The 11,103-nt window shown below is 67.5% G+C and carries 11 protein-coding genes and 1 pseudogene; 3 read left to right on the forward strand and 9 right to left on the reverse strand.

What is annotated here, in order from left to right; genetic code table 11:
• Window positions 1-299 precede the first annotated feature (299 nt).
• A pseudogene (locus AC5Y5Z_RS14270) lies at window positions 300-1,721 on the forward strand (MinD/ParA family ATP-binding protein); the annotation flags it as partial.
• Window positions 1,722-2,022: 301 nt separating this feature from the next.
• On the opposite strand, the gene AC5Y5Z_RS14275 reads toward AC5Y5Z_RS14270, so the two are convergent.
• The 9 genes from AC5Y5Z_RS14275 to AC5Y5Z_RS14315 form a co-directional block, all read right to left on the reverse strand.
• Complete coding sequence (locus tag AC5Y5Z_RS14275) at window positions 2,023-2,319, reverse strand: hypothetical protein (protein WP_463826499.1); 297 nt, start codon at window positions 2,317-2,319, stop codon at window positions 2,023-2,025.
• An 18-nt stretch (window positions 2,320-2,337) separates the two neighbouring features.
• Window positions 2,338-2,607 carry a hypothetical protein gene (locus tag AC5Y5Z_RS14280; RefSeq protein ID WP_463826498.1) on the reverse strand — a complete coding sequence of 90 codons (270 nt, stop codon included), beginning with the start codon at window positions 2,605-2,607 and terminating at the stop codon, window positions 2,338-2,340.
• 68 nt (window positions 2,608-2,675) lie between these two features.
• Window positions 2,676-3,494 carry an ESX secretion-associated protein EspG gene (locus tag AC5Y5Z_RS14285; RefSeq protein WP_463826497.1) on the reverse strand — a complete coding sequence of 273 codons (819 nt, stop codon included), beginning with the start codon at window positions 3,492-3,494 and terminating at the stop codon, window positions 2,676-2,678.
• A complete protein-coding gene (locus AC5Y5Z_RS14290) occupies window positions 3,491-4,564 on the reverse strand; it encodes a PPE domain-containing protein (protein WP_463826496.1) in 1,074 nt (357 codons plus the stop codon). Before AC5Y5Z_RS14290 ends, AC5Y5Z_RS14285 begins: the two co-directional genes overlap by 4 nt.
• 54 nt (window positions 4,565-4,618) lie before the next feature.
• Window positions 4,619-4,909: a PE family protein gene (locus AC5Y5Z_RS14295; RefSeq protein ID WP_499925726.1), complete on the reverse strand. Its 291-nt coding sequence runs from the start codon at window positions 4,907-4,909 to the stop codon at window positions 4,619-4,621.
• A 10-nt stretch (window positions 4,910-4,919) separates the two neighbouring features.
• Window positions 4,920-6,275 carry a hypothetical protein gene (locus tag AC5Y5Z_RS14300; RefSeq protein ID WP_463826494.1) on the reverse strand — a complete coding sequence of 452 codons (1,356 nt, stop codon included), beginning with the start codon at window positions 6,273-6,275 and terminating at the stop codon, window positions 4,920-4,922.
• 9 nt (window positions 6,276-6,284) lie between these two features.
• The gene (locus AC5Y5Z_RS14305; RefSeq protein ID WP_499925728.1) at window positions 6,285-6,581 is read right to left on the reverse strand and encodes a hypothetical protein; all 297 of its coding nucleotides are present in this window, start codon (window positions 6,579-6,581) and stop codon (window positions 6,285-6,287) included.
• A gap of 148 nt (window positions 6,582-6,729) precedes the next feature.
• Window positions 6,730-7,080 (reverse strand): YbaB/EbfC family nucleoid-associated protein, encoded by a 351-nt coding sequence (locus AC5Y5Z_RS14310; protein WP_463826492.1) that lies wholly within the window; start codon window positions 7,078-7,080, stop codon window positions 6,730-6,732.
• Complete coding sequence (locus tag AC5Y5Z_RS14315) at window positions 7,077-7,421, reverse strand: hypothetical protein (RefSeq protein ID WP_499925730.1); 345 nt, start codon at window positions 7,419-7,421, stop codon at window positions 7,077-7,079. The genes AC5Y5Z_RS14310 and AC5Y5Z_RS14315 overlap by 4 nt, the downstream gene beginning before the upstream one ends.
• Before the next feature lie 185 nt (window positions 7,422-7,606).
• Here AC5Y5Z_RS14315 and eccA point away from each other — a divergent pair, with 185 nt between their 5' ends.
• Together eccA and AC5Y5Z_RS14325 are read left to right on the forward strand one after the other, a co-directional pair.
• On the forward strand, window positions 7,607-9,442 hold the full coding sequence (gene eccA, locus AC5Y5Z_RS14320) for a type VII secretion AAA-ATPase EccA (protein WP_499925732.1): 1,836 nt from the start codon (window positions 7,607-7,609) through the stop codon (window positions 9,440-9,442).
• A gap of 140 nt (window positions 9,443-9,582) precedes the next feature.
• Window positions 9,583-11,022, forward strand: coding sequence for a MinD/ParA family ATP-binding protein (locus tag AC5Y5Z_RS14325; protein ID WP_499925912.1), 1,440 nt, complete (start codon window positions 9,583-9,585; stop codon window positions 11,020-11,022).
• Window positions 11,023-11,103: the final 81 nt, after the last annotated feature.

The following is an 11,103-nucleotide window of genomic DNA, read 5'->3' on the forward strand; positions in this document are numbered from 1 at the left end:
GTTTCGAGTCGCCGACTCCTGAGTCGTTGGCACCCGAGGAGCCCAGGCCCGACGAAGCCGGTGCACTCGACGAAATCGAATTGCGGGCCGCAGCGCTACTCGAGCAAATGCAGGCCAAGAGAGCTCAGTTTTCGTCAGCGGCGGCGGAAGAACCGGACGACCGCGTGCCCCCGGCTGACGCTACGGCACGTGTCGAGGAGTGGCTGCCGACGAAAATCCCTGCGCCCGAAGTGGAGTCGCAACAACCGGTTGCCGTCGACGAACCTACGCCCACGGAATGGCACTGGACCGACATGATGGCCGAGGTGTCGGCATCGCAAAGCGATGCGCCCCAGACCGACTCCACAGTCGAGGCGCGACCCGCGGAATCCGACACTGCCGCACCGGCAGCGAATCTAGCTGGCACAGAACCCGATTCGACGGAGCGTCAGCCGGAGTTTCCGCCGTGGCAGATGCCGATTTCCACCACGTCGGGCACTGAGGTGGTCGAAAACACAACAGCGTCAACCGAACCCCCGCCTGCACCGCGGGCGCCGCCGACACCGCCCGCCCGGCCGCGGCGGGGCGCCCTGCCGCCGTTTCCGCCTCCGCTACCGCCCGGCCCCTTTCCGCCGCCGTGGTGGCCCGGTCCTCCGCCGGGTCAGCGCCTCCCGCCGGCCGCGCCCCAACGGCCCGCGAGACCGGTCGCCGGCCCGCCGCCCCGTGCCCCCGGGGGCCCGCCGCCGGCCCGCGGACCTCAACCGCCGGTGGGCCCACCGCCCAGCTATCAGCCTTTCCGCGCGCCGCCGCCCATCGACGAGGCCGAGGTGGCCAATCTGGACCGGTTCGCCCCGCCGTCGGGCTGGCGTCGCGCGGTGCACAAAGCCACGTCCGGGCACGTCAATCCGGGGGCGTCGCGCAAGGAACGTCGGCACGAACATCTCCTTGCCGAGATTCGGCAGCCGATCGTCGGCGACTTCCGCATCGCTGTGCTGTCGATCAAGGGCGGAGTCGGCAAGACCACCACCACGTTCGGGCTGGGTTCAGCACTGGCGACGGTGCGCCACGACCGGGTGATCGCCGTGGACGCCAATCCCGACCGCGGCACGCTGGGCGAACGAGTCGGCGACGCGTCGACCCGCTCCACCGTGCGTGACCTGTTGTCGGATCCGAACATCAACCGCTACGCCGACGTCCGCAATCACACCCTGATGGCCACCAGCCGGTTGGAAGTGCTTGCCAGCGAACAGGATCCAGCTGTTTCAGAGGTGTTCGGCGCCGATGACTACCGACGCACGGTGGAGATTCTGCGGCACTTCTACAACATCATCCTGACCGACTGCGGCACCGGCATCATGCATTCGGCGATGTCGGCGGTGCTGGATCTGGCGCACACCATCGTGCTGGTCAGTTCGCCGGCCATCGACGCCGCACGCAGTGCTTCGGCGACGTTGGACTGGCTTGTGCAGCACGGGCATTCGGGGCTGGTGCGGGAAGCGCACGTGGTGCTCAGTGCCTCCCGGCCCGGGTCGGCGGCCCTCAAACTGGACAAGGTGTACGAGCACTTCCAGACGCGCTGCCGGTCGATTCATCTGATCCCGTTCGACCCTCATCTGGCCGAGGGGGCCGACGTCGACTTCGACCGGCTGCGGCCCGCGACCAGGCAGGCCTACCTGGAGCTTGCCGGGTCGGTATCTGAGAACTTCGGGCGGTTGCGGGGCGGCGCGCCGGAACAGGCATAGCTGTCCCGGCGTGGTGTGTGCGGTCGCCGCGTACTGGCTCAGTCGAAGGCGTGGGCGGAATGGCAGCGCGCCCGTGCCGAGCGATTCAGCCCGGAGGCGATGCGCGATCTCGCCGGCGGACAAACGCCGGAAACTCTGCTGTCCGTTGTTCGCGAATTCGACAACACGAAAGTGCACCTGGGCGCCGTGTGGTCGAGACGTCGTACTTGACCGGAAGTGTGTGGATCCTGTCGCCCGAACGGTGGAAACCCGGACTCGTCGAAGACGAGCCCGGGCCTCAGCCTCTAGACTTGTTCCGGCCTCATCCGAGGATGTTGGCGGCCTGTTGGTTGTCGAGATCCTGTACCAGCTGGTTCTGGTCGACGGCACGAACCTGAGTGGCGTGCAGGTCCTGGATGATCTCGTCCATCTCGTTGGAGAAGCGCACCCGCAGCGCGTTGATCTCCTCCGGTGCGTGCCCGGTGTAGGGCCCTGAGGTCAGCGCGTTGAAGAGACCGTCGATCTCGGTCCGCATGTTCTCCGCATCCGAGGTGATCTGCCGGATGGCGTCCAACGTGCTGAAGTTCGCCTCGAAATTGTATTTGATGCCGTATGCCATGAGTTGTTACCTGACTTTCTACGCGTCGACGTTGCGGTGGTCCTGGATGTATTGCATGGAGCTAGTGGCCAGGGCATCGGTTTGCTGCTGAATGGTGCGAATGTGGTCGAGATGCTCCACCATCCGGCCGTGGAAGTTCTGGGCCTGGTTGCCGTGCCAGTTCAGCCCCACCATCTGCGTGACTTCGTCGTCCATCTTCTTCATCAGCTGGTCGGTGGACTGCAGGTGTTCGAAGATATTCTTGACGTGCGGATCGGCGTCTTCGGTTAATTCAAAAGGATGTGACATACGTTTCTCCCTTTCCGTGTGCCCTCACCAACGAGGACACGGTGGCTCTATTTCGTGGACGTATCGCGCTAAGCCAATGACGCCTCCCATTGGTCCGCCGATAACTCGACAAGTTGACCGATCGCCTGCCCGATCGCGTGGTCCGATCCGGGCTTGAGCGTCGTCCACAGTTGGCCGCTCGGCGAGGCGCTGGGTGCTCCCACCAGCCGGCCTCGTTTGGTGTAGAACACCGCGACGGCAGCCGGCCGACGAGAAATCCGGTCCTGGTCACTGCACAGCGTGTAGTAGACGATCTCGGCGAACGCCATCCGCGACGCCAGTGCCGAGCCCAATAGCATGGCCGTGCGCGGTTCGGCACCCAGGGCACGCACCCGGTCGGCCAGTTGTGCGGCGTCGTGCGTCCCGGTGAGATTGCGGCTGATCGACTCCGTCGGTGCGCCGACCGGAACCAGCTGCGCGGCCTCGGCTCGCGGTAGCGCGCTGAGCAGGGCCCGGGCTGCCCAGGATTGGTCTGCCGCGCCGTCGGCCGGCCGCAGGGTGATCTGATCGCCCACCCGCCGGGCCAGCACACCGATGTTGCCGCAGCGAACCACGCTCACCCGGGCGATCCCGTCGGGCGTCACCAGGCGCATCGCCAATTCCCGCTCCGGCCGGCGCAGCGCGCGTAGCAGTGGGACCAGGTCCGGATCGACGTTGCCGTCCAGGATCAGGCCCCGGGCGGCGAGGCTGCGGGTGGCGGCATCGAACGCCGCGTCCAGTGCGTCGACGGTGCCATAGCGGGGGTGCACTCCCAAGACTGCCGGAAAACCCTGAATCCCGACTCGCGCTCCCACGACCTGCAGTTCGTCATCGGTCAGGGTGAACCCGGACAACACCGCGGTGGTCACAGGCTCACCTCCTGCTCGGCGCCGATGACCGCCGGGGAGACCCACCGGTCAGAGACTTGCTGCAAGGTCCGTTCGGGTTCTTCGGCGAAGCCCTCCGCGTGCTGTGGCTCGGGGGCCGCCAGGTCGTCGAAAATCGCAGTGTTGGGGCCCCAGCTGACGTGCGAGACGGTAAACGGGGCGTCGCTCTGCTGCGCGGCCGGCAGCCACGACTGGCCGCTGTCGGACAGACTTGCACCCGCCTCGCCGGCGCCCTCAAGGGCGCCGGCCTCGCGAAACGATTCGTAAGACTGGCCGCTGCCGTCCCGCCGGCCGGCGCCCATCGGGGCGTAGCCCCCGCCGCCGCGCCCCATCCCGCTGCTGGACGAATCGGCGGAGAAGGTGGTCTTGCGCAGTTGCGCCGGGTCTTTGGACGGGGCGACCGGACTGGCCAGCATCGGTGACAGCTGCCTCGGTGCGCCGCCACCGCCACCGCCGCTGCCGGAACCGCCTTTGGACCTGCCCTCCCTCTCGGACTTCAGCGCGGCGCCATTGGTGATCTGCGGAGGCACCGGCTGCTCCCAGGGCTCGGCGAGTTCGGCGCAGGCTTCCTCGTACCGATTCATCACAGCGGCGGCATCCGCCTGCTGTGCTGACGCGGCCTCGTCGAACTCGGCGAAGCTGCCCTGCAGGATCGCGCCGTTGTAGGCCGACAGCGACGCCATCATGTCCTGGGCCGCCTTGGCTTCCACGGCTTCGGAGACGCTGGGCATGGACAGGATCGCGACGGTGTTGGCCACCGCAGCTTCTTCCGCGCGCCGTCCGTTCGCCGCGGCGCTCAGGCTGGCCGCCTGCAGCCACTTCCCGAAGGCTTCGAGTTTGCGCGCTACGGCTTGGGACGTACTGCTCTCCCAGGCCGCCTGGAAGGATTCGATCAACCGGTCGTAATCGGCCGATACCTTGGCGAACTCGTTGGCTACCCGAATCCATGCGGCGCCGGCTTCGCCGACCGAGGACGGCCCGGGGCCCTCAGTCAGATCCTGCGCAAGCTGCTCGGTGCTGCGCGCTTCCCAGACGACATTGGTGAATCCCATACTCTCGGCCCCCCTTCCAGTGGCTCAGTGCCGCCGCTACAAGCGACGGGTCGGTCAGTCGGCGAGGTCCGCCTCGGCCATCCGGCCGGAGTGCGAACGCAACGCCGCCGACGCCTCGTGGATCGCGTTGGCGCCCTGGTCGGATGCCTTGGTGAAAGACCCCAGCACCTCATTGAGGGTGTGCGCCACCCGCTGCGAGACCTCGTCGCGGCCCGAGGTGACAGCGGTGAGGTTGGGCCGCTCGGCGTCCATCACCCGCTGCATGCGGTTGGCGAGTTCATCGAGTTGCCGGGTGGCTTCGGTCAGCTCGTCAGGTCGGATGGACAGCCGATTGTTGTCGCTCATTTCTGTGCTCCTAAATCCGAAGTTTGATGTCGGGGTCGTCGTCGAGGTGGGCGGTCGGATCGCCGATCACGGCAGGGCTGGCGGTGCCGAGATCGCCAACGATCTCTCCACCCTGATCCGTCGTGTGCAGGAACGCGGCCGAGGTGTGGCTGCCGCCCGCGCCTGCCTTACCCCCCTGGGCGCCGTAGCCGGCAGCACCGGGGGCCATCATGCCCGCGGCGCCCACTCCGGCCGCGCCGGCGGTCGGCCGGGCGGACAGCGAGCGCGCCATGGCCGCGGTGTTGGTGTTGTCGTTCTGCACCATGGGCGAAGACGGCGTGGCCCGGGCCGGGCTCGTGGCGCCGACGCCGCCGCCACCGTGGCCGCCACCGCCGGGGTGAGCACCGACCATCCGGCCGGTGTGCCCCAGCGCTGATGCAGCCGGAGCGCCACCGGTGCCTTGGGCTGCCTGCCCCAGGCTGGAGGCCAGCCCGGTGCCGGCCTGCATCCCGGCCTGCAGCGCTTGAGTGCCCGCCTGCATCCCGATCGTCAGCGGCATCATGCCCATCTGCATCGCCGGACCGATCATGCTCATCCCCACCGACAACATCGGGGCGAGCATCCCCATCGCCATTTGCGGGCCCTGGGCGACGGCGACGGGAGCACCGGTCGCGGTGGTGGCGGCCGCCTGGCTGGTCAGCGTGCTCTCCAGCTCAGTGATGGCTTCGGTGGCCAGCGCGCTGGCTCGCGCACCTGACTCGACCATGTTCGGCGCGGTCCACGGCAACCCGGCCGAGAGTGCCTCGAGCTCGTGCTGGCACTGCTGCAGGATTTCCAGCAGGCGCGCTTGCCCTTGCGCGACGTTGGCGGCGGCGGCGCTGTATTCGCCGCCCAGCGCAGTGCCCTGCGCGGCAACGGCCGCCCCGTTGGCGAGGGTTTCTCCGGTCTTCGCGGCTGCGGCGCCGGCTCCGGCGCCGGACCAGCCCTGGCCGCCGGCACCGCCCATCATCTGGCCCAGCGCCTGCTGCACCCCGCCGGCGGCCTGTTGGAAGGCCTGGCTGATCCCGCCGAACATCTGCGTGGGATTCAGGCCCTGGAACAGGCCCGGGCCCAGGGTGCCGAGCATGTCGGTGACGGGTTTGAGCAGCCCGCCGGCAAAGTTGTTGCCCATGCCGCCGGGAGCTGCGGTGAGGTCAGCAGGGATCGCCTCGTCGGGGAACTGCGGGCCGCCGGGCGGGAGCTGACCCAGATTGAACTGATGCAGAATGTCCTGCACCGGACGGTTGAGCCAGGCCTGCAGGTCGTTCTCCAGCTGGTTGACCACCGGCAGATGGTCGAAGTCCGCGGGATCGACCTGGCCGGGCGGCGCCGGGTCGGTGGTGCCCATGCGCGCCGCCTAGGCTTCGACGGTGCCGTCGACGTTCGACTGAGCGGCGTGCGAAATGTGCGTCGCCGCGCCCAGCAATCCGTGCTTGGCGGCAGTCATCATGCCGCTGGCGACGTTGTTCGCCGTCGACTCGAACATTGCCGGGATCATGTTCGCCACTGCGATCGGGCCCAGCGCCATCGAGAACGAACTCATCTGTGCGGGCGTGACGGCGCCGAACGCCGTGGTGATCGCCGCGCTCGCGGCCTGCTGAGCGTCGGTGAGAACTGCCATGAACTCGGGCTGCATCTCGAATGGCGTCGGCATCTCTTCCCCCCATTTCCCGCTGTCCCCGGTCCGCCAGCGCTGGTCGTTTCACGATAAGCACCCGGGTCAGCTATAAACCGCACGAATTTTAAGCAGACTCTCGTCACGCCCGCGATTCACACGTGTGCAATAAGCGCAGTAAAGGGGGCTAATCCGATTCGACGACGGTGCCGTCACTGCGCACCAGCGGGGCCTTTTGCAGCTCGTCCATGCGGGTGCTGAACTCCTTGAACAAGAAGCTGTAGCGTTCCATGGCCACCTTGGCTGCAGCCTGCGCGGTCTCGACGATGAGTGAAGCCAGCGCATCGGGATCCAACCGGCTGGCGGGGGGTCCCAGCCACAATCCGGTCAAGCTGCCGAGGCCGTTGACTTCAGCGCTTACCGCGCGGTCGCGACTGGTCACCCGCGCCGAAATCGTCTTGGACTGCTCGGTCATCGACTGCAACAGGTCGCGCTGCTTGATGGCCCGCGCGATCACCGATTGGGCCAGGCTGGTCATACCGGCCTCAGCCAGGTCGTCGGGTTGTCGTCGTCCTCGTCGCCGAACAGCTCGAGCTCGGCGCGCGCCAGGTCGTCCTCGGTCGGCAGACCGATCTCGCGCAGTACCGAGGGGGTGAAGCCCTTGTCCACCAGGCTGCGTCGGTAGGCCACCTGAGACCGCAGTGCCGACAGCTGGCACAACGCCAGGATCTCGCCGGCCAACTCCTGCGGCGGTCTGGCCAGTTCACTGCGGTCGATCTTGAGCGCCGTCGGGAGCCCGCGTTCGGTCGTGACGACAGCGATGGTGCCGGTGCGAGACCGAACCGGTCGCGCTCGCTGTTGCGGATGTTCCGGGGGCACGTGTCCTCACATTAGGCGCGATATTGAAACCCGTCAGATCGGTACAATAACTTCCTATCGCCAGGTGTGGGGGAAAGGACGTTTTGTGCTTATTTGTGCGGTCCGTCATCCGCACCACCGGCAGCGGTCTCATTCGCGCGACTTTCGCCTAGCTCGTAGTCGCTAGTAGTAAGGACATCAAGCAGATGCCTGGCACCAGGGATGCCCAGCGCGTCTTCGACGCCGGTGTGTTGTCGTTGGGCATTCCCGTCAACGGACTGGAAGTCGACCGCGATGTGCAGTACGCGGCCCTGGCGTTCACACGTGCCACCGAGCACGATCCGCAGATGAGCGACGCGTGGTTGGGACGTGCCGCCGCCGGTGACACCAGCAGCGAGGTGATCTACAACCTCTGGCGCACCAGCAAGGACAACCTGTACCGCGAGCAGCGTCGCCTCGGGCTGCCCCGGCACGCGCTGGCCGGCCGCTTCCAGACCGGGTTGTACCTGGACTACACGCTGAGCACGCTCACCGAGGTGTGGCTGGGCTACGCAGCCAGCATGATCGCCGGCAAGGACTACGACGAGGCCGAGCGGGTGCTCGACGAGCTGGACACCATGCGACGATCCATGCCCGACGGCGACGCCGATTCCGCCGAGATCTGCGCCTACGTGCGGGCCGTGCTGCACTTCACCACCCAGCGCTGGCCCGATGTGCTTGCCGCACTGGCTAATTCGGCCTCGTTCAGCGACGACTACATCGCGGCTGGAGCACACCTGATGGTCGGTTCGGCGTGCGCGCAGATGGGCTTGTTCGGTGAAGGCATCCGGCGCCTCGACCAGGCGATCGACGGTCCGATTCCGGCTGCCGGCCGGGCCGCCGAATTCTGCAAGGGCCTCACGCTGCGCGAGATGGGCAAGGAGGCCGAAGCCCGGGTCATCTTCGAGCGGATCTACAGCGAAGAGCCGGGATTCGAAGCCAACGCGTCGGCGCTGCACGATCCCAAATTCCGGCTCATCATCACCAGCAAAGACGACATCGACTCCCGCACGGACAAGTGGGATCCCGGCACCGCCCGCAGTGCCCGGGAAGTCGACGTCGAGAGCATGAACGAGCGCAGCAACGAGTACCTGCGCGCGGCGCAGCAGGAGCTGGACCGGCAGATCGGTTTGACCGACGTCAAGCTGCAGGTGGCCAAGCTGCGGTCGGCCGCCAAGCTGGCCAAGGTCCGCGAAGGCAAGGGCCTCAACGCGGCTGCGCGCAGCCTGCACCTCGCCTTCACCGGACCACCCGGAACCGGCAAGACCACGATCGCTCGCGTGGTGGCCCAGGTTTACTGCGGATTGGGACTGCTCAAGACGCCCGCCGTGGTCGAAGCCAAGCGCGCCGATTTCGTCGGAGAACATCTGGGCAGTACGGCGATCAAGACGTCGGCGCTGATCGACACCGCGATGGACGGCGTGCTGTTCATCGACGAGGCCTACACGCTGATCCAGACCGGGCTGGCCGGCGGCGACGCCTTCGGCCGGGAGGCGGTCGACACGCTGTTGGCGCGGATGGAGAACGACCGCGACCGGCTAGTGGTGATCATCGCCGGCTACGACGCAGAGATCGACCGCTTCCTGGCCTCCAACGAGGGGATGGCCTCGCGGTTCACCAAACGGATCCGGTTCAATTCCTACACCCCGACCGAGCTGGGCGACATCGGCCGGCTGATCGCCAAGACCCGCGACTCTGAGCTCACCGAACCTGCTTACGAGGAACTGGTGACCGCCTGCACGGTGCTCTACGACAGTCAATCGGCCGACGACTCCGGGCAGTTGCGCCGCGATGTCGATCTGGTGGGCAACGGGCGGTTCGTCCGCAACGTGATCGAAGCGGCCGAGGAGGAGCGGGAGTACCGGCTCAGCGAGCGCCCGGACGTCAGCGTCGAAGATCTCGACGAGACCGAACTGATGCGCATCGAGCTCGGCGACATGCGCGCTGCGCTGGGAAATGTGTTGGGCATGTCCACCGGCCAGCTGACTTCGAGAACGCGATAGTGAGCCAATCCGACGCACCCAGGACCGGGTTCAAGCGCAGCAGTGACGCGGACACCAATCCCATCCCCGTACAAGCAATTCAGGCCAAGCTGGCGGAGGAATCCGACGGATCGGACGTCGACGAGGCGCCGCCGGGACCGATGTCGGCAGGCACCAAGGTGATGACTTTGCCGCCCGCGCCGCCGGCAGAACCGGAAGTGTCGGAGCCGGAGTCGTCGGAACCGCAGCCGTCGGAACCGGAGTCGTCGGAACCGGAGTCGTCGAAAACCGAGTTGTCGGAACCGGAACCGAAGGCGCACTCAGAGCCTGAGGCCGCGCCGGATCCAGCGCCGCCGCGTCCCGGCCCGATGGCGCAGAGCACGGCCGTCTTCCGGTTGCCGCCCCAGCCGCGGGTGCGCCCGGGTCCGCCGCGCCGGCCCGCTGCGGGCGCAGAGCCGCCGGTGGCACCGCCGGTGCGTCCGGCCCCACTACCCAGGCGGCCGGTGCCGCCGCCGGTGGCCGCACCGCCGCCCGCCGTCGCCCAACAGCCGGCCCAACCCTCCGCGGACCCCAGGCTGCAGCCGCCCGCATCCCCGCCGGTCGCGACACCGTTCACCCGCGCCGCCCCCAGCGCACCGGTTCCGCAGCCGGGCGTTCCCGACCCGCGCATCCCGTCGCACACCGATCTCGGACTGGTGCGCCGCGCCCGGCCGTTGCCGCAGCGCGGCTGGCGCAGGGTGGTGCACCGCTTCACCGGTCTCAACCCCGGCGAATCCGAACTGGAGAACACGCGCCAGAAGCTGGTGGCGCGGGTGAGTCAACCGGTGCGCGGCGACTACAGCATCGCGGTGTTGTCGATGAAGGGCGGTGTCGGCAAGACCACGACGACCGTCGGATTGGGGTCCACTTTCGCTGCCATCCGCGGCGACCGCGTCATCGCCGTCGACGCCAACCCTGACTTCGGCACCCTGGCACAGCGCGGGCCTGATCAGAGTAGGTCCACAGTGCGGGACCTGTTGTTGGACGACAACATCTTTCGGTATTCCGACATTCGCAGACACACGTCGCAGAGCACGAGCCGGCTGGAAATCCTTGCCTCCGAGCGTGATCCGGCGACTTCGGAAGCGTTCTCCGACGCCGACTACCGCGTGGTGATTCGGCTGCTGCAGCGGTTCTACAACCTGATCCTGACCGACTGCGGCACCGGCCTGGTGCATTCGGCGATGTCGGCCGTCCTCGATGAAGCCGACGCGATCGTGTTGGTCGCCTCGCCCGCCATCGACGCCGCCCGCAGCGCGTTCGCAACCCTGGATTGGCTGGAGCATCACGGTCGGGGGCATCTGGTCCCCAACGCCACGGTGGTGATCAGCGCCGCACGCCCCGGCAAAGCGTCGGTGGATCTGGACAAGCTGGCCGCCCAGTTTCTGACGCGTATCCGGTCGGTCCATGTCATCCCGTTCGACGACCACCTGGCACAGGGGTCCGAGGTGGTGCTGGACCTGATGGCCAACCGGACCCGCCAGGCGTTTCTCGAGCTGGCCGCGTCTATCGCCGACGGATTCGCCGATACCAAACGCAGTGATCGGATGTCGCGCGGCTGAGCCCGGGGGGATTCAATGCCGCGCCTGAGGTGCGGCGCTCTGATATAGCCATCAGGACGCCGTGGAATGAGCAGGGGGTGC

It is taken from the genome of Mycobacterium sp. NGS29, assembly GCF_059812965.1.

Coding starts and splice junctions, on each gene's coding strand:
- AC5Y5Z_RS14275 (WP_463826499.1), bottom strand. CDS start 2,319: ATGGCATACGGCATCAAATACAATTTCGAGGCGAACTTCAGCACGTTG.
- AC5Y5Z_RS14280 (WP_463826498.1), bottom strand. CDS start 2,607: ATGTCACATCCTTTTGAATTAACCGAAGACGCCGATCCGCACGTCAAG.
- AC5Y5Z_RS14290 (WP_463826496.1), bottom strand. CDS start 4,564: ATGGGATTCACCAATGTCGTCTGGGAAGCGCGCAGCACCGAGCAGCTT.
- AC5Y5Z_RS14295 (WP_499925726.1), bottom strand. CDS start 4,909: ATGAGCGACAACAATCGGCTGTCCATCCGACCTGACGAGCTGACCGAA.
- AC5Y5Z_RS14300 (WP_463826494.1), bottom strand. CDS start 6,275: ATGGGCACCACCGACCCGGCGCCGCCCGGCCAGGTCGATCCCGCGGAC.
- AC5Y5Z_RS14305 (WP_499925728.1), bottom strand. CDS start 6,581: ATGCCGACGCCATTCGAGATGCAGCCCGAGTTCATGGCAGTTCTCACC.
- AC5Y5Z_RS14310 (WP_463826492.1), bottom strand. CDS start 7,080: ATGACCAGCCTGGCCCAATCGGTGATCGCGCGGGCCATCAAGCAGCGC.
- eccA (WP_499925732.1), top strand. CDS start 7,607: ATGCCTGGCACCAGGGATGCCCAGCGCGTCTTCGACGCCGGTGTGTTG.
- AC5Y5Z_RS14325 (WP_499925912.1), top strand. CDS start 9,583: ATGTCGGCAGGCACCAAGGTGATGACTTTGCCGCCCGCGCCGCCGGCA.